At 74.9% G+C, this 22999-nt stretch carries 6 protein-coding genes and 1 pseudogene; 4 read left to right on the forward strand and 3 right to left on the reverse strand.

The window, feature by feature from the left end; all coding sequences use genetic code 11:
- Together ACGF0D_RS00005 and ACGF0D_RS00010 are read left to right on the forward strand one after the other, a co-directional pair.
- Positions 1-217: pseudogene (locus ACGF0D_RS00005) on the forward strand (2-oxoacid:ferredoxin oxidoreductase subunit beta); the annotation flags it as partial.
- Between the two features lie 92 nt (positions 218-309).
- Positions 310-1212, forward strand: a complete 903-nt coding sequence (locus ACGF0D_RS00010) for a UbiA prenyltransferase family protein (protein ID WP_392913148.1) — start codon at positions 310-312, stop codon at positions 1210-1212.
- Between the two features lie 14 nt (positions 1213-1226).
- Here ACGF0D_RS00010 and ACGF0D_RS00015 read toward each other — a convergent pair whose 3' ends face one another.
- The 3 genes from ACGF0D_RS00015 to ACGF0D_RS00025 all read right to left on the reverse strand — a co-directional run bounded on the left by ACGF0D_RS00015 (position 1227) and on the right by ACGF0D_RS00025 (position 4121).
- Complete coding sequence (locus tag ACGF0D_RS00015; RefSeq protein ID WP_392872734.1) at positions 1227-1871, reverse strand: response regulator; 645 nt, start codon at positions 1869-1871, stop codon at positions 1227-1229.
- Positions 1868-2962: a sensor histidine kinase gene (locus ACGF0D_RS00020; RefSeq protein ID WP_392913150.1), complete on the reverse strand. Its 1095-nt coding sequence runs from the start codon at positions 2960-2962 to the stop codon at positions 1868-1870. Before ACGF0D_RS00020 ends, ACGF0D_RS00015 begins: the two co-directional genes overlap by 4 nt.
- Positions 2963-3197: 235 nt before the next feature.
- A complete protein-coding gene (locus ACGF0D_RS00025) occupies positions 3198-4121 on the reverse strand; it encodes an MBL fold metallo-hydrolase (RefSeq protein WP_392913152.1) in 924 nt (307 codons plus the stop codon).
- A 709-nt stretch (positions 4122-4830) separates the two neighbouring features.
- Here ACGF0D_RS00025 and ACGF0D_RS00030 point away from each other — a divergent pair.
- Both ACGF0D_RS00030 and ACGF0D_RS00035 read left to right on the forward strand, forming a co-directional pair.
- Positions 4831-13389, forward strand: a complete 8559-nt coding sequence (locus ACGF0D_RS00030; protein WP_392913154.1) for a type I polyketide synthase — start codon at positions 4831-4833, stop codon at positions 13387-13389.
- A gap of 47 nt (positions 13390-13436) precedes the next feature.
- Positions 13437-22985 (forward strand): type I polyketide synthase, encoded by a 9549-nt coding sequence (locus tag ACGF0D_RS00035; RefSeq protein WP_392913156.1) that lies wholly within the window; start codon positions 13437-13439, stop codon positions 22983-22985.
- Positions 22986-22999: the final 14 nt, after the last annotated feature.

Here is a 22999-nt window from a genome sequence, read left to right on the forward strand (position 1 = left end):
GCACGCCGCGAACCCGGCCGGCGCGTTCGCGCTCTCCAGGATCGCGGACGCGGACACCCTCCACCACACCCCGATCGGTGTCCTGCGCAGTGTCCGGCGGCCGGTCTACGACGAGTTGATGGCCGAGCAGCTGGCCACCGCCACCACCCAACGCGGCCCCGGCGACCTGGCCACACTCCTCGCCGGCAACGACACCTGGACGGTGCAGGCTTCCTGATGAGACAAGCGACCAGGACGTGCGAGCCGGTGACCGGCACGGGTGAGGTCTCGGCCCCGAGCCCTCACCCCCACGACGCCGGGGTTGGTGTCATGACCGAGGGACCGCTCACGGCGGCTCCCCCCACTCGATCACCCCTGTCGGCGGCCCGGTACTGCCTGGTCGAGTCCCGACCGGTGGTGCAGATCGTCTTCCTGATGCGGTTCCTGGTGGGCGCCGTCTGCGGGGCGGTCGTCGGCGACGACTGGTCGGTCGGCGGGGTGCTGCTCGGCGGGCTGGCCATGACCTGCGCGGTCATGGCGGCCTACCTGCTGAACGGCGTGATGGACATCGCCGAGGACCGGGCGAACGGCTCGCGGCGCCCGATCGCCCGCGGCGCCCTGCGCCTGCGGACGGCGGCCGCCGGGGTGCGGTTCCTGTCCGGCGCCGCCCTGGTGCTGTCGGTGTTCGTGCCGGGAGAGTTCTGGTTCATCGTGCTCTCCCTCTTCCTGGGCTACGCCTACTCGGTGCCGCCACTGGCCGCCAAGCGGCGCACCGCGACCAGTGCCGCCGCGGTGATCGCGATGGGGGCCTCCAGCTACCTGGCCGGCGCGGTCTCCGCCGGCGGCGGCGGGATCTCGGAGGGGGCCCTGCTGTTCTGCGGGCTGCTGGCCCTGTGGATGGGCTTCGTGGGCGCCGTCACCAAGGACCTCGGCGACATCGCCGGCGACCGGGAGGCGGGCCGCCGCACCATCGCGGTGGTGTACGGCGAGCGGACGGCCAGGCTGTTCGCCGCGGTCTCGGCCATCGTCCTGGGGACGGCCGGGCTGCTGCTCGGACTCCGCACCGAACTGCTGCTGGCGGGCGCGGTGCCGCTGGCCTCCGGGGCCGGCTGGGTCGCGGTGCGCTGCCTGTGGCCGGACAAGGCGCAGGCCCGCGGCCCGTACCGGGCGTTCATGGTCACCCAGTACGTGGCGAACGCGGGCCTGGCCCTCGGTCTGCTCGTCGGGAAGTGATCGCGATCCGCTGCTCACCGACCGATCAGTCGCGCGGACTGGGCCTTGTTGACGGCGTCGAGCCGGGTGGTCGCTTCCAGCTTGGTGAAGATGTTCCGCAGGTGCCGCTTGACCGTGCCCTCGGTGATGCCGAGCCGGCGCCCGATCTGCCGGTTGCTCATGGCCTCGGCCACGCAGGTGAGCACCTCCAGCTCGCGCGAGGTGAGGACGTTCTGCGGCTCGGGCCGGTCGGCCGGGCGCGGCGGTCGGGCGGTGGGCCGCTGCGGGGTGAACAGGATGGTGCCCCCGGCGACGGCGCTGCGCACCGCGGCGAGCAGCACCTCCCGGGTGGCCGACTTGTGGAGGTAGCCGAAGGCTCCCTCGGAGAGCAGGGAGTGGACGAGCTCGTCGTCGTCGTGCATGGTCAGGACGACGATGCGGGAGTCCGGGACGGCGGTCTTGAGCTGCCGTACGGTCTCGATCGGGCCCGGCCCGGGCATCTCCAGGTCGAGCAGGATGACGTCCGGCTGCAGTTGGACCGCCTGGTGGACGGCCATCGGGCCGTCGCCCGCCTCGCCGACCACGGTGATGTCGGGCTCCCTGGTCAGCAGGTTGCACAGGGCGGTGCGGAGCAGGACGTGGTCGTCGGCCGCGAGGACGCGGACCTGGGAGTCGCTCATGAGACGTATTCACCGGAGCAGTCGACTGCCGCCAACGGTATTCGGAACTGGATCCGGGTGCCCCTTCCGTTGATGTTGGCGACCGACAGGGTGCCGCCCATGGCGGTGGTCCGCTCGCGCATGGAGACCATGCCGTTGCCGCTCTGGAACTTGGACGCGGAGAGGTCGATGCCCTTGCCGTTGTCGGTGACCCGGGTCTCGAGCACGCCGTCGCCGAGGTTCACCTCGACCTGGATGCTGGTGGCACCCGAGTGCTGGTAGGCGTTGCGCAGGCACTCCCGGATGATCAGGAAGACCTCGTCGTGTTGGAGCGCGGTCATCTCCGTGGTGCCGCCCTCGACGTGGATGTCCACCACGGTGTCGGCCGGGCAGGACAGTTCGACGTAGTCGAGCAGCCGCTTGTGGAAGCTGGTGCGGCTGCGCGGTGCGCGCAGGCCGTTCACCAGCTCCCGGACGAACCCGAAGGTGTCCTGGAGCGCGGTCTTGGCCTCCTCGATCCGGGCGGAACCCGGTCCGGGATCGCCGGCCTCGGCCTCGGCCTCGTGGAGTTCGAGCAGGCGCATGGCCAGGCCGAGGCTGCTGCCGATCCGGTCGTGGATCTCGCGGGCGAGCCGGGCCCGTTCGGCGGAGTTGATCCGGTTGACCCCGCGCATCAGGAAGGCGTCGTAGCCGATCAGCGCCGCCTGCACCCGGCTGTGGACGCTCTGGTGCAGGGCTCTCACCGCACGCCGCATCCGGACGAGTGCCACGTCGTCCGGCAGGCAGGCCATCATGTCCGGTAGTGCGTCGAGGACGATGTCGGTGAGGATCTGGGCGGCCCGGAGTGACTCCATGGCGGGGATGTGCTGGAGCGCCCGACGGGCGCCGAGCTCCAACGAGGAGAACTCCGCGTCGAATTGCTCGGGGAGTTCGGCACGGGGGCCGTGGATGGCTCTGATGCAGTCGGCCATGATCTCGCGGGCCTGCTGCTCGCACTCCGGCCACACCGTCTCCTCGAGGACCAGGAGACTGCCCGCGGAGCGCAGCGCCTCCGCGTAGGCCGCGATGGCCGAATCGACGACCTTCTCCAGCCCGCAGGGATCGGGTGTCAATACTTTGGCAACCACTCTGTTTCCCCCCATTCATCCATGGCCGACGTTCCCAGTGGCCCGGTCACGACCGTCCATGCAGCGTCGATCATATGCACAATGACGTCGCTGTCTGTCAACTGGATGTTACGGATAAGGGCAACGGCGAACCGGGGGCGTCCGGCTGGATCGTGGGCGAACCACATCTGGGGGGATGGGTGCTTCCAGAGAGTGGTGTCGTGATGGCATTCCGTAGCCGTCACCCCTCGAGGTCGAGCGCCTCCCAGTGTCGGCGCGAACCGTCCGTGACCACCCGGCCGAACAGGACGTCGGCGAAGTGACCGCCGAAGCCCAGCGTGTCCGGGGTGGACAGCTCCCGGAGGATCCGCAGCCGGGAGTCCACCGAGACGTCCCGGGCGGAGTCCACCAGCACCCGCCACTCCGGCCGCTCCACCTGCACGGCACTGTGCAGGGCGTCACCGATGACGACGAGCCGCCGCCCGCCGGACGAGATGATGTACGAGGTGTGGCCGAGCGTGTGGCCGGGGGTGTTCCAGGCCGTGACGCCCGGGAAGATCTCCTGGCCGTCCGTCGCGCCGACCGCGTTCTCCTGGAGGTGCCGCGCGGCGGCGGCGGACGGCGCGCCGTGCCAGCCGCGCCACTCCGTCAACGAGGTGACGAACCGGGCGGAGCCGAAGAGCAGCCCCGATCCGTTGGAGTTCGGGGCGAAGGCCCAGCCCACGTGGTCCTCGTGGAGATGGGTGAAGGCCACGGTGTCGACGGCCTCGGGTGCCAGGCCGTGTGCGGCCAGGCCCGCCGGCAGCCGCCCGCCCTCCTCCGCACCGAGGAAGGGGTAGCTGTCGGCCGGTGACGTGCGGCGCGGCCCGTAGCCGGTGTCGATCAGCAGTGCCCGGCCCCGGTGCTCGACCAGCAGGCTGCCGACGGACGCGACCAGGTAGCCGCCCTGGTCGAGGTGGTCGGAGTGTCGTTGCCAGTCGCCGCCGCCGGTCTCGGGGAACCAGGCGCGCGGAATCAACTGGACGAATCCGTCCGGAAGGTACGTCAGCCGGTGATCGCCGAATTCCAGCGTACGGGTGGGGGAGATTCGGCGGAGCCGCTCGCCCCTCTCCGCTGCCGTCGGGGATTGGGCGGGCTGCTGCGGGTACGGCGCGTCTTCGACCACGTGGATCACGGTAGACGGATTGCCCCCCATCTTTCAACGTTCGCCGACTGCGGCGACGGTCACATGCCGACGTGAACTGTCGACCGTCCGATGGTTTTTGGCCATTCGGTGGGAGAAGTGGGCGGCTTCGGTTGCTTCGTTCGGCTGATTCGACGGGTGTTCAATCCCGGCCGCGCGCGGTGGGGATGGCGTCGAGGCGGCTCCCGGGTTTACACAAAAAGCGTTCACCTGACATTAGTTGATGGACGGTCGGATCGAGACGGATTGCCCGGTGGCACTCGTCGGCAGGACCGGCGACGGGCTTGACCAGCGATTGACCCGAGGCCGTGGAGCGCCGGGAGACGACGCCCGGACTTTACCGGCGCCCCGCCGGACCTTACCGGGGACGGTGCGGCGCCGCAGGCCGATCCGCGGGGTGGGCGGGGCGAGCAGGGGTCGACGGCGGGCCGCACCGGTCCCCGCCGGGTTCGCGGAGCGGCCCGCGCCGCGCCGGGCGAGGGCCCCCGGGGGCGGGGCCGCGGCTGGGGGCGCGGGCGGTCGGGGTCGCGGTCGGGGTGGGGGACGTAGGGGGACTGCTAGGGGTTGGTGCGGATTCGGGGCGGCCGTAGCGTGCCGGTGATCGCGTGTGCCGGGGCTCGGGGCCGGCCGGCGGTCGAACCGGTGGCCCGCGGGCGCCGCAATCCTTCACCGAACCAGGAGGTCCGGCGCGATGACAACCGCAGCAGGTGTGAGTCGCGTGGTACCCGGCCGCGGGGCTCGCCCGGCCGGCGGTCCGGCGACCGGTGAAACGGGTGCGCCGGTGGAGGATGCCGTCGCCGTCGTCGGGGTGGCCTGCCGGCTCCCCGGGGCGGACGGACCCGACGCGTTCTGGGCGCTGCTGAGGGAGGGCCGCAGCGCCGTCGCCGAGGCGACGGTCGAGCGCTGGGGCCGCGACCTCGGCGAGCACGCCGCCCGGCACGGAGCGTTCCTGGACCGGGTCGACCTCTTCGACGCCGGCCTGTTCGGCGTCTCGCCGCGCGAGGCCGCCGCCATGGACCCGCAGCAGCGGCTCGCCCTGGAACTCGGCTGGGAGGCCCTGGAGGACGCCGGGACCGCCCCCGACCGGCTGTCCGGCACGGCCACCGGCGTCTTCCTCGGCACCATGAACGCCGACTACGCGCTGCTCGCCGACCGCCTCGGCCCGGACGCCATCGGCCGGCACACCCTGACCGGCTCGCAGCGCTCCATCATGGCCAACCGGCTGTCCTACACCCTCGGCCTGCGGGGCCCCAGCCTGTGCGTCGACACCGGCCAGTCCTCCTCGCTGGTGGCCGTACACCTGGCCGCGGAGAGCCTGCGCCGGGGCGAGAGCGAACTCGCGCTGGCCGGCGGCGTACAGCTCAACCTGGTGCCCGAGACGGCCCTGGTGGCCGAGGGCTTCGGCGGGCTCTCCCCGGACGGCCGCTGCTTCACCCTCGACGCCCGCGCCAACGGCTACGTCCGCGGCGAGGGCGGCGCCCTGGTCGTGCTCAAGCCGCTCGACCGCGCGCTGGCCGACGGCGACCGCGTCTACGCCGTCATCCGCGGCGGCGCCGTCAACAACGACGGCGCCACGCCCGGGCTGACCACGCCCGACCCGGCCTCGCAGCGCGAGGTCGTCGAACTGGCCTGGCGGCGGGCGGGGATCCCCACCGACGGCGTCCAGTACGTCGAACTCCACGGCACCGGCACCAGCGTCGGCGACCCCGTCGAGGCCACCGCGCTCGGCGCGGCCCTGGCCGCCGGGCGCGTCGACCGGCCGCTGCAGGTCGGCTCGGCCAAGACCAACGTCGGACACCTGGAGGGCGCCGCCGGAGCCGTCGGCCTGCTCAAGGCCGTCCTCGGCATCCACCACCGGGAACTGGCCGCCGGCCTCAACCACGACACCCCCAACCCGACCCTCGACCTGGCCGCCCTCGGCCTGAGCGTGCGGCGGCACACCGGCCCGTGGCCCGAGGCCGACCGCCCGCTGCTGGCCGGCGTGAGCTCCTTCGGCGTGGGTGGCACCAACTGCCACCTGGCACTGTCCGAGGCGCCCCGGCCGACCACCCCGGGCGGCGAGCACCCCGCGCCGGCCGGGCGGCAGCTCGCCTGGCCGGTGCACGGACACGGCGAACCGGGCCTTCGGGCCCAGGCGCGACGCCTGCACACCCACCTGGCGGAGCACCCGGACCTCGACCCGGCCGACGTCGCGCACACCCTCGCGGTCGGGCGGGCGGCGCTGCGCCACCGCGCCGTCGTGGTGGGCGCCGACCGGACCGGGCTGCTGGCCGGACTGGCGGCGGTGGCCGCCGGCGAGGAGGCCGGCGGGGTCGTCCGGGGCGCGGCCGAGGCCGGGAAGCTGGCGTTCCTGTTCACCGGACAGGGAGACCAGCGGCTCGGCATGGGCCGGGAGCTGTACGAGGCCTTCCCGGTGTTCGCGGACGCCTTCGACGCGGTCTGCGCGCGGGTCGAACTGCCGCTGCGCGAAGCGGTGTTCGGGTCGGACGCGGAGCTGCTGGGGCGGACCGAGTACGGGCAGCCCGCGCTGTTCGCGCTCCAGGTGGCGCTGTTCCGGCTGTACGAGAGCTGGGGCGTGCGGCCGGACTTCCTGGCCGGGCACTCGCTCGGCGAGCTGGCGGCCGCGCACGTCGCGGGTGTGCTGTCGCTGGACGACGCCACCACCCTGGCGGCGGCGCGCGGACGGCTGACCGAGGAGCTGGCGGCGGGCGGCGCGATGGTGGCGGTCAAGGCCGCCGAGGCGGACGTCCTGCCGCTGCTGACCGACAACGTCAGCGTCGCCGTGATCAACGGCCCGACGTCGGTGGTGATTTCCGGCGACGAGTCCGAAGCCCTGGCCGTCGCCGGGAAGTTCGAGAAGTGGAAGCGGCTCAACATCCCGTTCTCGTCCCACTCGCCGCTGGTGGACGGGATGTTGGAGGAGTACCGCCGGGTCGCCCAGGGGCTGACGTACACCGCGCCGCGGATCCCGGTGGTGTCCACCGTGACGGGAACGGTCGTGGCGGCCGAGGAGCTGTGCTCGCCCGAGTACTGGGTGCGGAACGTCCGCCAGTCCGTGCGCTTCCTCGACGCGATGCGCACCCTGGAGGCCCAGGGCGCCACCGCCTACCTGGAGTTGGGCCCCGATGGCGTGCTGTCCGCCGCCGGCCCGGACTGCCTGACCGGCGCGGGCGGCGTGTTCGCGCCCTCTCTGCGGGAGGGGCGGGACGAGCTCCGCACGGCGATGGGCGCCGCGGCGACCGCGTACGTCAACGGGGCTCCGGTGGACTGGGCGGCCCTCGGCGGCGGCCGCCGGGTGCCGCTGCCGACGTACGCCTTCCAGCGGGAGAGCTACTGGCTGTCCGGGGCGCAGGCCGCTCCGGGCGCGCTCGGCCAGGCCGTTCCGGGGGCGCCCGGTCCCGCCGGGCCGGCGGAGGACCGGCAGGAGACGGCGGGCGCGGAGGACCGCCTGAGCATCTGGCGGGACCGTGTTGCGGGCGCCTCCGAGTCCGAACGCGAGCGGCTGCTGGCCGAGTTGGTGCAGCGCCAGGTGGCCGTGGTGCTCGACTACCCGGGCGCCGGGTCGGTCGACGTCACCGCGTCCTTCAAGCAGCTCGGCTTCGACTCGCTGACCGCCGTGGAGCTGCGCACCCGGCTGGCCGCCGCCACCGGACTCGACCTGCCCGCCAGCCTGCTCTTCGACTACCCGCGGCCCGCCGTCCTGGCGCGTGAGCTGGTGGACCGGCTCCTCGGCACCACGGAGGGGACGGCGGCCGAGGAGACCCCGGCCGGCGGACCGGAGCCGATCGCGATCGTCGGCATGGCCTGCCGCTACCCGGGCGGGGTCGCCTCGCCCGAGGACCTGTGGCGCCTGGTGACGGACGGCGCGGACGCCGTCGGCGGCTTCCCGGCCGACCGCGGCTGGGACCTCGCCTCGCTCTACGACCCCGATCCGGCCAACCCCGGCACCTCCTACACCCGCCAGGGCGGATTCCTGGACGGCGTCGGCGAGTTCGACGCCGGGTTCTTCGGGATCTCGCCGCGTGAGGCCCTCGCGATGGACCCGCAGCAGCGGCTGCTGCTGGAGACCTCCTGGGAGGCCTGCGAGCGCGCCGGCATCGACCCGGCGACGCTCCGGGGCAGCCGGACCGGCGTCTACGTCGGCGCGATGTCGCACGACTACGGGCCGCGGCTGCACGAGGGCGCCGACGGCCTCGACGGATACCTGCTGACCGGCACCACGGCGAGCGTGATGTCGGGCCGCATCTCCTACACCCTCGGGCTTGAGGGCCCCGCGGTCACCGTGGACACCGCGTGCTCCTCCTCGCTCGTCGCCCTCCACCTGGCCGTCCGGGCGCTGCAACGCGGCGAGTGCGGCAGGGCGCTGGCCGGCGGCGTGGCGGTGATGTCCACCCCGGGCATGTTCGTGGAGTTCAGCCGCCAGCGCGGGCTCTCCGAGGACGGCCGCTGCAAGCCGTTCGCGGCCGCGGCGGACGGCACGGGCTGGGGCGAGGGCGCGGGCATGCTCGTACTGCAGCGTCTGTCGGACGCCGAGCGCCTCGGGCACCCGGTGCTCGCGGTGGTGCGCGGCAGCGCCGTCAACCAGGACGGTGCCAGCAACGGGCTGACCGCCCCCAACGGGCCGTCGCAGCAGCGGGTGATCCGCGCGGCGCTGGCCGACGCCGGGCTGACGACGGGCGACGTGGACGCGGTGGAGGCGCACGGGACGGGTACCCGGTTGGGTGACCCGATCGAGGCGCAGGCGCTGCTGGCGACGTACGGGCAGGAGCGTGGCGGGGACCCGCTGTGGCTCGGTTCGTTGAAGTCGAACATCGGGCACACCCAGGCGGCGGCCGGTGTCGGTGGCGTGATCAAGATGGTCATGGCGATGCGGGCGGGCGTCCTGCCCAAGACCCTGCACGTGGACGAGCCCTCGCCGTTCGTGGACTGGTCGGCGGGCGCGGTCGAGCTGCTCACCGAGGTACGGGGCTGGCCGGCGGGCGGACGGCCCCGTCGGGCCGCCGTGTCCTCCTTCGGGGTCAGCGGGACCAACGCCCATGTGGTGCTGGAGCAGGCGCCGGAGTCCGAGGCTTCCGCGGCGCCGACGGCCGACGGCGTGGTGCCGTGGATGCTGTCGGCCCGGAGTGAGGCCGCGCTGCGGGAGCAGGCGCGGCGGCTCCGCGGGCGGATGTCCACGACGGAGGCCGACCCGGCCGACATCGGGTACTCCCTCGCCGCCACCCGGACCGCGTTCGAGCACCGGGCCGTGGTGATCGGCGACGGGCGGGACGAGCTGCTGACGGCGCTCGACGCCGTCGCCCGGGGCGAGGCCGCCGCCGGTGCGGTGTCCGGGCGGGTGCGTTCGGGGCGTCCGGTGTTCGTGTTCCCGGGGCAGGGTTCGCAGTGGCTGGGCATGGCGCAGGGGTTGCTGGCGGATGAGCCGGTGTTCCGTTCCCGGATGGAGGAGTGCGCCAAGGCGCTTGCTCCGCATGTGGATTGGGATCTGCTGGAGGTCGTCGCGGGTGAGGACGGCGGGTGGATGGAGCGGGTGGACGTGGTCCAGCCGGTGCTGTTCGCCGTGATGGTCTCCCTGGCTGCTCTCTGGCGTGCGAACGGTGTGGAGCCGTCGGCGGTGGTGGGGCACTCGCAGGGCGAGATTGCCGCCGCTGCCGTCTCCGGTGCCCTGTCGCTGGAAGACGCCGCCCTGGTGGTGGCGCTGCGCAGCCAGGCGATCATCGAGCTGTCGGGCCTGGGTGGCATGGTGTCCGTCCCGCTGCCCGTGGAGAGTGTCCGCGAGCTGCTGTCCGGTCGGGAGGGAATCTCGATCGCGGCGGTCAACGGCCCCAGCTCGGTGGTCGTTTCCGGCGATGCGGACGCCCTGGACGAGCTGATGGAGTACTGCACCGGGCAGGAGATCCGGGCTCGTCGGATCGCGGTGGACTACGCCTCGCACTCGGCGCACGTCGAGCGCATCGAGGCCCGTCTCGCGGAGCTGCTGGCCCCGGTCGCCCCGCGCGTGCCGGAGGTCCCGTTCCACTCCACCGTGACCGGTGAACTGATCGACAGTGCTTCGCTGGACGGCGCGTACTGGTACCGCAACCTCCGCCAGACGGTCGAGTTCGCCAACACGGTGGAGTCCCTCCTCGCCTCCGGCCACTCGCAGTTCGTCGAGGTCAGTGCCCACCCGGTGCTGACCGTCGGCATCCAGGAGTCCATCGACGCCGCCAACGCCGAGGCCGCCGTCCAGGGCACCCTGCGCCGTGACCACGGCGGCCGGGAGCGTTTCCTGGCCGCCCTCGCCGAGGCTTGGTCCAACGGCGCCACCGTCGACTGGGCCCCGCTGTTCCAGGCCGCAAGCCGCATCGACCTGCCCACCTACGCCTTCCAGCGCGACCGCTACTGGCTCGCCCCCGCCAAGCCGGGCGCCGGAGCCGTGAGCGAAGCGGGCCTGGCCGCCGCCGACCATCCGCTGCTGGGTGCGGCGGTGGCGCTGGCCGACCGGGATGGGCACGTCTTCACCGGTCGCCTGTCGGTGCAGACGCACCCGTGGCTGGCCGACCACGCGGTGGCCGGCACGGTGATCCTGCCCGGCACCGCCTTCGTCGAGCTGGCCGTTCGCGCGGGTGACCAGGCCGGTTGTGACGTGCTGGAGGAGCTGACCCTGGAGGCGCCGCTGGTGCTGCCCGTCCAGGGTGGCGTGGCGGTGCAGGTGGTGGTCGGTTCGCCCGACGCCGACGGCCGCCGCGAGGTGGAGGTCTACTCCCGCCCCGACGACGCGCAGGGCACGGACGAGCCGTGGACCCGCCACGCGACCGGCACTCTCGGTCGGGCCCGCGAGGCCGCGGCCGGCTTCGCGGAGGCCGAGTGGCCGCCCCGCGACGGCGTCGCGATCGACGTGGACGCCCTCTACCAGCGGCTGGACGCCGCCGGGTTCACCTACGGTCCGGCGTTCCGGGGCCTGCGGGCCGCCTGGCAGCGCGGGGACGAGGTCTTCGCCGAGGTCGCCCTCGCGTCGGAACAGCAGTCCGAGGCGGGCGGGTTCGGGCTGCACCCCGCGCTGCTCGACGCGGCCCTGCACGCCGCCGGGTTCGCGGTGCTGATCCAGGACGACGGCCCGGGCCGGCTGCCGTTCTCCTGGCGCGGTGTCCGGCTGCACTCGGTCGGCGCGTCCGTGCTGCGGGTGCGGCTGACCCTGGCCGGGCCCGAGGAACTGTCGCTGGCCGTCGCCGACGCGGCCGGGGCCCCGGTGCTCGACGCCCGGTCGCTGATGCTCCGTCAGATGAGGCCCCTGGCAGGGGAGGGCGAGGCCGGAAGTCTGTATCGGGTGGAGTGGTCAGTCCTCCCCTCCGGCTCCCCGGCCGAGCCCGCCTCCGCCGGCTGTGCCGTGCTCGGCGCCGACGGGCTCGGCGTCCGCAGCGCACTGGAGGCCGCGGGCCTGTCCGTGGCGCACTATCCGGATCTTTCGGCGCTCGCCGCCGAGGTGGGGGCCGGCCGCGCCGTGCCCGCCACGCTGTACGTGCCGATGACGGCCGGCAGCGAGGGCGGGGACGACCTGGCCGACGAGACCCACCGTGCCACGCTGCGGGCGCTGGACGTTCTCCAACACGTACTGGCGAACGGGGAGTTCGAGCGGACCACCGTCGTCGTGGTGACCCGCGGCGCGATCGCGGCGGGCGCCGGCGAGACGGTGTCGGACCTCTCGCGCGCACCGGTCTGGGGCCTGCTGCGCACCGCGCAGTCGGAGAGCCCCGGCCGCTTCGTCCTGGTGGACCTCGACGACGCCGACCGCTCGCGGCTGCTGCTGGCCGCCGCGGTGGCCACCGGTGAGGCCCAACTCGCCCTGCGGTCCGGGGAGATCCGCGTGCCCCGGCTCGCCCGCGCGCTGCCCGCCGGCGACGCCGAGGCGCACGCCGCGGCCGTCCCGCGCCTCGACCCGAACGGCACCGTCCTGATCACCGGCGCGACCGGCGCCCTCGGCGGGCTGCTCGCCCGCCACCTGGTCACCGTGCACGGCGCCCGCCACCTGCTGCTGCTCAGCCGCAGCGGCCGGGCGGCGGCGGGCGCGGCCGAGCTGGAGGCCGGGCTCCGGGAGCTGGGCGCCGAGGTGGAGCTGGTGGCCTGCGACGCGGCCGACCGCGCCGCGCTCGCCGCCCTGCTGGACACCGTCCCGGCCGACCACCCGCTCACCGCCGTCGTCCACACCGCCGGTGTGCTCGACGACGGCGTGATCCCCGCGCTCACGCCGCAGCGGGTCGCGGCCGTCCTGCGGCCCAAGGTCGACGCGGCGCTGGCCCTGCACGAGCTGACCGCCCACCTCGACCTGGACGCCTTCGTCCTCTTCTCCTCCGTCGCCGCCACCCTCGGCAACGGCGGCCAGGGCAGCTACGCCGCGGCCAACGCCCTGCTGGACGCCCTGGCCCACCGGCGGCAGGCGGACGGTCTGGCCGCCACCTCGCTGGCCTGGGGATTCTGGGCGCTCCGCAGCGGCATGACCGGCCACCTCGAAGGCGTCGACGTGGCCCGGATGGAGCGGTTCGGCCTGGGGGCCCTGCCCTCGGAGGCCGGGCTCGCCCTGTTCGACGCCGCGCTCGCCGGCGGGGCGGCGGCGTACGTCCCGGCCCGGCTGGAACTCGCCCCGATCCGCGGCAGGGCCCGCGCGCTCGGTGAGGTGCCGACGATGTTCCGGGGCCTGGTCCGGGTGCCGGAGCGCCGTGCCGCGGCCGCCGCCGACGGCGCAGCCGACGTCCGGTCCTTCGCCGACCGCCTGGCGGCGGCCCCGGCCGAGGAGCGGGCCGGGCTGGTGCTGGACCTGGTCCGGGCGCAGACCGCCGCCGTCCTCGGCCACGCCTCCCGCGAGGCCGTCGACGGGGGCAGCGCGTTCAAGGAGCTCGGCTTCGACTCGCTGACCGCGGTCGAGCTGCGCAACCGGCTCAACGCCGCGACCGGGCTGCGGATGCCGGCCACCCTGATCTTCGACTACCCGACACCCACGGCCCTGGCCGGCTTCGTCCGGCGCGAACTCGCCCCCCGGGACGAGCCGGAGGAGGACCGCTCGCTGCTCGCCGAACTCGACCGGCTGCGGTTCGCGATGTCCACGGCCGAACCGGACGAGCTCGAACGGGACCGGGTGACCGCGCGGTTGGAGTCGCTGCTGGCCGAGTGGACCGGCGGCGGGCGAGACGAGCGCGGCGGTTCCGACGAGGTCGACCTCGGGGCGGCCAGCGACGACGAGATGTTCGCCCTCCTCGACAACGAGCTCGGGCTTTCCTGAAGTGATCACGACCAGTTCCCGGCCTGATACGGCGGAGGTGATGGGCCATGTCCACTGAGGATCGGCTTCGCGACTATCTCAAGCGCGCCACGAACGACCTGATGAAGGCCAAGCAGCGGCTGCGCGAGGTGGAGGAACGGGACAACGAGCCCGTGGCGATCGTCGGCATGGCCTGCCGCTACCCGGGCGGGGTCGCCTCGCCCGAGGACCTGTGGCGCCTGGTGGCCGACGGCGCGGACGCCGTCGGCGCCTTCCCCACCGACCGCGGCTGGGACCTCGACGCGCTCTACGACCCGGACCCGGACCACCCCGGCACCTTCTACGCGCGGGAAGCCGGATTCCTGCGCGACGCCACCGAGTTCGACGCGGGCTTCTTCGGCATCTCCCCGCGCGAGGCGTCGGCGACGGACCCGCAGCAGCGGCTGCTGCTGGAGACCTCCTGGGAGGCCTTCGAGCGGGCGGGCATCGACCCGGCGACGGTGCGCGGCACCAAGGTGGGCGTGTTCACCGGCGTCATGTACCACGACTACGGCTCGCGCCTGCCGCAGGTGCCCGCCGACGTCGAGGGCTACCTGGGCAACGGCAGTGCCGGCAGCGTGGCGTCCGGCCGCGTCGCCTTCTCCCTCGGCCTTGAGGGACCGGCCGTGTCCGTCGACACCGCCTGCTCCTCCTCCCTGGTCGCCCTGCACCTCGCGGTGCAGTCACTGCGGCAGGGCGAGTGCTCGCTGGCCCTCGCCGGCGGCGTGGCCGTCATGTCGACCCCGGCGACGTTCATCGAGTTCAGCCGCCAGCGCGGGCTCTCGGCGGACGGCCGCTGCAAGTCCTTCGCGGCCGCCGCCGACGGCACCGGCTGGGCCGAGGGCGCGGGCGTGCTGCTGGTGGAGAAGCTGTCGGACGCCCGGCGCAACGGGCACCCGGTGCTCGCGGTGGTGCGCGGCAGCGCGATCAACCAGGACGGTGCCAGCAACGGCCTGACCGCCCCCAACGGCCCCGCGCAGCAGCGCGTCATCCGCCAGGCCCTGGAGAACGCCCGACTGTCGGCCGGTGAGGTCGACGTCGTGGAGGCGCACGGGACGGGTACCCGGTTGGGTGACCCGATCGAGGCGCAGGCGCTGCTGGCGACGTACGGGCAGGAGCGTGGCGGGGACCCGCTGTGGCTCGGTTCGTTGAAGTCGAACATCGGGCACACCCAGGCGGCGGCCGGTGTCGGTGGCGTGATCAAGATGGTCATGGCGATGCGGGCGGGCGTCCTGCCCAAGACCCTGCACGTGGACGAGCCCTCGCCGTTCGTGGACTGGTCGGCGGGCGCGGTCGAGCTGCTCACCGAGGCACGGGAGTGGACGGCGGGCGAGCGCCCGCGTCGGGCCGCCGTCTCGTCCTTCGGGGTCAGCGGGACCAACGCCCATGTGGTGCTGGAGCAGGCGCCGGCGGAGGAGTCCGCGACAGCCGATGAGGTGTCGCCGGCTGTCGGTGGTGTGGTGCCGTGGGTGCTGTCGGGTCGCAGTGAGGTGGCGCTGCGGGAGCAGGCGCGGCGGCTGCTGGCGGCGGTCGCGGAGGAGCGGCCGGCGGACGTCGGTTTCTCGCTGGTGTCCTCGCGGGCGGTGTTCGAGCACCGGGCCGTGGTGGTCGGTGAGGGCCGGGAGGCGCTGCTGGCGGGCCTGGGCGCGCTGGCGGACGGCCTGCCGGGCGCGGGCGTGGTCTCCGGACGGGTGCGTTCGGGGCGTCCGGTGTTCGTGTTCCCGGGGCAGGGTTCGCAGTGGCTGGGCATGGCCCAGGGGCTGCTGGCGGATGAGCCGGTGTTCCGTTCCCGGATGGAGGAGTGCGCCAAGGCGCTGTCCCTGTACGTGGATTGGGATCTTCTGGAGGTCGTCTCGGGTGAGGACGGCGGGTGGATGGAGCGGGTGGACGTGGTCCAGCCGGTGCTGTTCGCCGTGATGGTCTCGCTGGCCGAGCTCTGGCGTTCGTACGGTGTGGAGCCGTCGGCGGTGGTGGGGCACTCGCAGGGCGAGATCGCCGCCGCTGCCGTCTCCGGTGCCCTCTCCCTGGAGGACGCCGCGCTGGTGGTGGCGCTGCGCAGCCAGGCGATCATCGAACTCTCGGGCCTGGGCGGCATGGTGTCCGTCCCGCTGCCCGCCGAGCAGGTGCGTGAACTCCTGGAGGGCCGCGAGGGAATCTCGATCGCGGCCGTCAACGGCCCCAGCTCCGTCGTGGTTTCCGGTGACGCCGGTGCCCTGGACGAGCTGATGGAGTACTGCGGCGGGCAGGAGATCCGGGCGCGTCGGATCGCGGTGGACTACGCCTCGCACTCGGCGCACGTCGAGCGCATCGAGGCCCGTCTCGCGGAGCTGCTGGCCCCGGTCGCCCCGCGCGTTCCGGAGGTTCCGTTCCACTCCACCGTCACCGGTGAGTTGATCGACAGCGCTTCGCTGGACGCCGCCTACTGGTACCGCAACCTGCGTCAGACGGTGGAGTTCGCGGCGACCGTCGAGTCCCTTCTGGCCTCGGGTCACTCGCAGTTCGTCGAGGTGAGTGCCCACCCGGTGCTGACCGTCGGCATCCAGGAGGCCATCGACGCCTCCGGTGCCGAGGCGAGCGTTCAGGGCACCCTGCGCCGTGACCACGGCGGCCGGGAGCGGTTCCTGACCGCCCTCGCCGAGGCCTGGAGCAACGGCGCCACCGTCGACTGGGCCGCCCGGTTCCAGGACACCGCCCGCCGCGTCGACCTGCCGACCTACGCCTTCCAGCGCGACCGCTACTGGCTGGAGCCCGAGGCTGCCGCCGACGCGCCGGCCGCCGTGGTCGACGCCGTCGAGGCCGGCTTCTGGGAGAGCGTCGAGCGCGAGAGCCTCGACGAGCTGACCGCCACGCTCGCCCTGGACGCGCACGCCCCGCTGAGCACCGTGCTGCCCGCACTGGCCTCGTGGCGGCGCCGTCAGCGCGAGCGTTCGGCGCTGGATGCCTGGCGCTACCGGATCACCTGGCGCCCGGTCGGCCACTTTCCGGCCGGTCCCGCCGCCGCGACGCTCGCGGGTACCTGGCTGGTCGCCGTCCCGGAGACGGCCGACGAGGTTCTGGCCCGGGCTGTCGAGGAGGCGCTCACCGCGTGCGGCGCCGAGGTGGTCGCCCTGCCGTGGCAGGCGGCCGAGGACCGGGGTTCGCTGGCGTCGCGGCTGCGTGCCGTCGCCGAACGCACCGACGTGGCAGGCGTGTTGGCGCTGCCCTTCGCCTCCGCTGCGGCAGTGGACGCGGAGGACGTCCCGGCGGCCGTGGTCGCGGCCACCGTCCTGGTCCAGGCGCTGGGCGACGCCGAGCTGGCCGCCCCGCTGTGGCTGGCCACCCGGGGCGCCGTCACCGTCGGCCGGGCGGATGCCGTCGAGGCCCCGGAGCAGGCGCTGCTCTGGGGGCTGGGACGGGTGGTCGCCCTGGAGCACCCGGACCGCTGGGGCGGTCTGGTGGACCTGCCCGCCGCGCCGGACGGGCGGGCGCCGGCCCGACTGGCCGGTGTGCTGGCCGGTGCGCCCGGGGAGGACCAGGTGGCGCTGCGTCCGGAGGGTGTGTTCGCCCGCCGGCTGGTGCGTCCGCGCCCCGACGCGGCCTCCGCCGAGCCCTGGCAGCCGCGTGGAACGGTTCTGGTCACCGGCGGCACCGGTGCTCTCGGCGGGCACGTCGCCCGCTGGCTGGCCGCGAACGGTGCCGAGCGTCTGGTGCTGGCCGGCCGTCGGGGCCTGGAGGCGCCCGGAGCGGCCGAACTGGCCGCCGAGCTCGCCGAGTCGGGCGTGGCGGTCGACCTCGCGGCCTGCGACGTGGCCGACGCCGAGGCGCTCGCCGCCCTGCTGGACACCGTCCCGGCCGACCAGCCGCTCACCGCCGTCGTGCACACCGCCGGCGTGCTGGAGGACGGGGTGGCGGACGCGCTGACGCCCGAGCGGTTCGCGGCCGTGCTGCGGCCCAAGCTCACCGCCGCGCGCCGGCTGCACGAGCTGACCGCCCACCTCGACCTGGACGCCTTCGTCCTCTTCTCCTCCTTCGCCGGCACCGTCGGCAACCCCGGTCAGGCCAACTACGCCGCCGCCAACGCCTACCTGGACGCGCTCGCCGAGCAGCGCCGGGCCGCCGGCCTGCCGGCCACCGCCGTCGCCTGGGGCCACTGGGCCGGCGGTGGGCTGGCCGACTCGGCCGCCCGGGACGCCCGGCTGCGCCGGGACGGGCTGGTCGCGATGGCGCCGGAGGCCGCCGTCGCCGCGATGGCCGCCGCGGTGGGACGGCCGGACGCGCTCACCGTGATCGCCGACGTGGAGTGGGAGCGCTTCGCCCGCAACTTCTGCGCCACCCGCCCGAGCCCGCTGCTGGCCGAACTGCCCGAGGTCCAGCGGGCGGTGGCCCCCGCCGACCGGCCGGCGGACGGCGCGGACCGGACGGGCCTGGCCGAGCGGTTGGCCGCCCTGCCGGCCGCCGACCGGGAGCGCCACCTGCTGACGCTGGTGCGCGGCCAGGTCGCCGGGGTGCTCGGCCACGCCTCGCCGGAGGCCGTCGACCCGGTGCGCGCCTTCCGCGAGCTGGGCTTCGACTCGCTGACCGCCGTCGAGCTGCGCAACCGGCTCGCCGCCGTCACCGGCCTCACGCTGCCCGCCACCCTGGTGTTCGACCACCCGACGCCGTCCGCGCTGACCTCCCTGCTGCTCGGCCTGCTGGTCGGCGACCGGGAGGCCGGTGCGGCCCCGGTGGCCGTACGGGCGGGTGCGAGCACCCGGGCCGCCGACGAGGAGCCGATCGCGATCGTCGCGATGAGCTGCCGCTTCCCCGGCGGGGTCAGCAGCCCCGAGGAGCTGTGGGAGCTGCTCGCCGGCGGACGGGACGCGATGACGGGCTTCCCGGCCAACCGCGGCTGGGACCTCGACGCGCTCTACCACCCGGACCCGGACCGCAAGGGCACCTGCTACGCCCGCGAGGGCGGATTCCTGCACGAGGCGGGCGAGTTCGACGCCGGCTTCTTCGGGGTCTCCCCGCGTGAGGCGCTCGCGATGGACCCGCAGCAGCGCCTGCTGCTGGAGACCTCCTGGGAGCTGTTCGAGCGCGCCGGCATCGACCCGGCCGCACTCAGGGGCAGCCAGGCGGGCGTGTTCGTCGGCACCAACGGCCAGGACTACGTGCCGCGCCTGCACGAGGGCCCGCAGGGCGTCGAGGGCTACCTGCTGACCGGCAGCGCCGCCGCCGTGGTCTGCGGGCGGATCGCCTACACCTTCGGCCTGGAGGGCCCGGCCGTCACCGTCGACACGGCCTGCTCGGCCTCCCTGGTCGCCCTGCACCTGGCCGCCCAGGCCCTGCGCAACGGCGAGTGCACGATGGCGCTGGCCGGCGGTGCCACCGTGATGTCCCAGCCGGGTTCCTTCATCGAGTTCAGCCGCCAGCGCGGCCTGGCCGCCGACGGCCGCTGCAAGGCCTTCGCCGCGGCGGCCGACGGGACGGGCTGGGGCGAGGGCGTCGGCCTGGTGCTGCTGGAGCGCCTCTCCGACGCCGAGCGCAACGGCCACCGGGTCCTGGCCGTCGTGCGCGGCAGCGCCGTCAACCAGGACGGCGCCAGCAACGGCCTGACCGCCCCCAACGGTCCTTCCCAGCAGCGCGTCATCCGCCAGGCCCTGGCGGCCGCCCGGCTGACCGCCGACGAGGTCGACGCCGTCGAGGCGCACGGCACCGGCACCACCCTCGGCGACCCGATCGAGGCCCAGGCCCTGCTGGCCACCTACGGCCAGGAGCGCACCGGCGAGCCGCTCTGGCTCGGTTCGGTGAAGTCCAACCTCGGCCACACCCAGGCCGCCGCCGGCATCGCGGGCGTCATCAAGATGGTCATGGCGATGCGGGAGGGCGTCCTGCCCAAGACCCTGCACGTGGACGAGCCGACCCCGCACGTCGACTGGACCTCCGGCGCCGTCGAACTGGTCACCGAGGCCCGCGCCTGGCCCGAGACCGGGCGCCCGCGCCGCTCGGGCGTCTCCTCCTTCGGCATCGGCGGCACCAACGCCCACGTCATCCTGGAGGCCGCGCCGCCCGTCGAGGAACAGCCGGTCGCACCGGTGACCGGGCCGGTGCCGCTGGTGCTGTCCGGCCACTCGGGACCGGCCCTGCGCGACCAGGCCCGCCGCCTGCGGATCTGGCTCTCCCGCGAGTCCGACCCGGACCTCACCGCGCTGGCCACCGCGCTGGCCGGCGAGCGCGCGGCCCTGGGCCACCGCGCCGTGCTGACGGCCTCCGACGTGACGGAGCTGGCGGCCGGGCTGGAGGCCCTCGCCGACCGGGAGGGCGCGGCCGGCCTGGCCATCGGCACCGTGCGCGAACCCGGCCGCACCGCCTTCCTGTTCACCGGACAGGGCAGCCAACGGCCGGGCATGGGCCGCGAGTTGTACGAGGCCCACCCGGTGTTCGCGGACGCCTTCGACGCGGTCTGCGCCCGGGTCGAACTGCCGCTGCGCGACGCCGTGTTCGGCGATGACGCGGAGCTGCTGGACCGCACCGAGTACGCCCAGCCGGCGCTGTTCGCCGTCGAGGTGGCGCTGTTCCGCCTGTTCGAGAGCTGGGGGCTGCGCCCGGACGTCCTGGTCGGCCACTCGATCGGCGAGCTCGCCGCCGCCCACGTCGCGGGCGTCCTGTCGCTGGACGACGCCGTCACCCTGGTCGCGGCCCGCGGCCGGCTGATGCAGGCGCTGCCCGAGGGCGGCGCGATGGTCGCGGTGGAGGCCACCGAGGAGGAGGTCCTGCCGCTGCTCACCGAGAACGTGAGCATCGCGGCGATCAACGGCCCGACCTCCGTGGTCGTCTCCGGCGACGAAGCCGACGTCCTCGCGGTCGCCGGCCGGTTCGCCGGGCAGGGCCGCCGGACCAAGCGGCTGAACGTCAGCCACGCGTTCCACTCCCCGCTGATGGACGGCATGCTGGACGACTTCCGCCGGGTCGCGGAGGGTCTGACCTACGCGGCGCCGCGGATCACACTGGTCTCCGACGTCACCGGTGCGGTCGCCACCGCCGAGGAGCTGTGCTCGCCCGACTACTGGGTGCGCCACGTCCGCGAGGCCGTCCGCTTCCTCGACGGCATGCGCACCCTGGAAGCCGACGGCGTCACCACCTTCGTCGAACTCGGCCCCGACGCCGTGCTCACCGCCCTGGGCCGCGACTGCCTCGACGAGCGGACCGACGCCCTGCTGGTGCCGGCGCTGCGCCGGGACCGCGACGAGGCCGGCGCGGTGCTGTCCGCCCTCGCCGAACTCCACGTGCACGGGCACGCGCCGCACTGGCCGGCCGTGCTCGGCGCCCCGCCCGTCCGCCGCCTAGACCTGCCCACCTACGCCTTCCAGCACGACTGGTACTGGCTCGACACCGACCCGGCGACCGCCCCCGCCGCCCCGGCCGCCGACGACCGGCACCCGGCCGGGACCGCCCGGGAGGCCGGCTTCTGGGCCGCCGTCGAGGACCAGGACCTGACCGCCCTCGCGGAGACCCTGCGGCTGCCCGACCCGGCGCCGCTCGGCGCGATCCTCCCGGAGCTCTCCTCCTGGCGGCGCCGCACCCGGGAGCTGTCCGCCGTCGACGCCTGGTGCCACCGCTTCACCTGGCAGCAGCTGCCCGAGCCCGCCCCGGCCGGTGCCGCCGGCGGCTGGCTGCTCGTCGTCCCCGAGCCGCAGGCCGGCCACGCGCTCGTCACCGGGGCCGTCGACGCCCTCACCGAGGCCGGCGCCGACGTGTTCACCCTCGAACTCGACACCGGCGACGCGGACCGCACCGTCCTGGCCAAGCGCCTGGCCGAACTCCTCGCCGACGGGACCGAGGTGACCGGCGTGCTGTCGCTCGCCGCCCTCGACGAGCGGCCCCACCCGGATCAGGAGGAACTCTCCACCGGCCTGGCCCTCACCCTGGCCCTGACCCAGGCACTCGGCGACGCCCAGCTCCACGCACCGCTGTGGGCGGTCACCAGTGGCGCCGTCACCGTCGCCGCGACCGACCGACCGGACCACCCCGGGCAGGCCCAGGTCTGGGGCTTCGGACGGGTCGCCGCCCTGGAGCACCCGCTGCGCTGGGGCGGACTGGTCGACCTGCCCGCCACCCTGGCGGACCGCCGCACCCGCTCCCGCCTGCTCGGCGTCCTCACCGGCGGCTCGGGCGAGGACCAGCTGGCGGTGCGCCCCGGCGGGCTCTACGGACGCCGCCTGACCCCGGCCGCGCCCACCGGCCCGGCCGAACCCACCGGTTCGCGCGGCACCGGCTGGGTCGCCGGCGCCACCGTACTGATCACCGGCGGCACCGGCGCCGTCGGCGCCGAGGTGGCCCGCCACCTGGCGCGCGGCGGCGCCGCCCACCTCGTGCTGGCCGGCCGCCGGGGCGCCGACGCCCCGGGCGCCCCGCAGCTGCGGGACGACCTCGTCGCCCTCGGCGCCCAGGTCACCCTCGCCGCCTGCGACCTCGCCGACCGCACGGCCGTGGCCGACCTGCTGGACCGGCACGCCGTCACCGCGGTCGTGCACGCCGCCGGTGTCGTCGACGACGGCACCGTCGAGCTGCAGTCCCCGGAGCGCTTCGCCACCGTGCTGCGCCCCAAGGCGGTCGCCGCCCGGCACCTCGACGAGCTCACCCGCTCGCGCGAGCTGGACGCCTTCGTCCTGTTCTCCGCCTTCGCCGGCGCCGTCGGCAACCCCGGGCAGAGCAACTACGCGGCCGCCAACGCCTACCTGGACGCGCTCGCCGAACAGCGCCGCGCCGACGGCCTGCCCGCCACCTCGCTGGTGTGGGGCGTCTGGGGCTGCGGCATGGCCGCCGAGGGCGACGTCACGGAGCAGCTGGAGCGGGCCGGGCTGCGGGTGATGGCCCCCGAGTCGGCGGCCGGCGCCGTCGACCGGGCCCTCCCGCCCGGCCAGGCGGTGCTCGCCGTCGCCGACGTCGACTGGCCGCGGTTCGTCGGCCGGCGCACCGCGCAGCGGCCGAGCCGGCTCTTCGACGAGCTGCCGGCCGTCCGGGGCGAGGGCGCCGGGCACACCGGGGCCCAGGCCGCCGGGGCCGAGCCCACCGCCGGCCTGGCCGAACGGATCGCCGCCGCGCCCGCGGCCGAGCGGGAACGCCTGCTGCTGGCCCTGGCCCGCGAGTCGGTGGCCGAGGTCCTGGGCCACCGCGGCACCGCCGCCGTCCACCCCGACCGGGCCTTCAAGGAGCTGGGCTTCACCTCGCTCGCCGCCGTCGAGCTGCGCAACCGGCTGGACGTCGCGACCGGGCTGCGGCTGCCCGCCTCCCTGGTCTTCGACCACCCCACTCCCGCCGCCCTGGCGGAGTACCTGCGCGTCCGGCTGGTCCCGGACGCGGCCCCGCAAGCCCCGGCCGTCCTCGCCGAACTCGACCGGCTGGAAGCCGCGTTGGCGGCGGCGACGGAGGGCGGACTGCTCGCCGTCCTGCCCGACGAAGCCGACCGGGACGCCGTCGGGAACCGGCTCAGGACACTGCTCTCCACCTGGACCGGCGCCCTGGGGGCCGACGAGCCGGAGACGGTCGCCGACCAGCTCGACGCCGCCTCCGACGACGAGATCTTCGACTTCATCGACCGGAAGTTCGGGGCCTCATGACCAGCAACGCACGC

Source organism: Kitasatospora sp. NPDC048298 (assembly GCF_043201465.1).
In the GTDB taxonomy this organism is placed as follows: domain Bacteria; phylum Actinomycetota; class Actinomycetes; order Streptomycetales; family Streptomycetaceae; genus Kitasatospora.

What these genes read in the sequence shown, in the direction of transcription:
- ACGF0D_RS00010 (WP_392913148.1), top strand. Translation starts at nt 310, where the DNA reads ATGACCGAGGGACCGCTCACGGCGGCTCCCCCCACTCGATCACCCCTG.
- ACGF0D_RS00015 (WP_392872734.1), bottom strand. Translation starts at nt 1,871, where the DNA reads ATGAGCGACTCCCAGGTCCGCGTCCTCGCGGCCGACGACCACGTCCTG.
- ACGF0D_RS00030 (WP_392913154.1), top strand. Translation starts at nt 4,831, where the DNA reads ATGACAACCGCAGCAGGTGTGAGTCGCGTGGTACCCGGCCGCGGGGCT.
- ACGF0D_RS00035 (WP_392913156.1), top strand. Translation starts at nt 13,437, where the DNA reads ATGTCCACTGAGGATCGGCTTCGCGACTATCTCAAGCGCGCCACGAAC.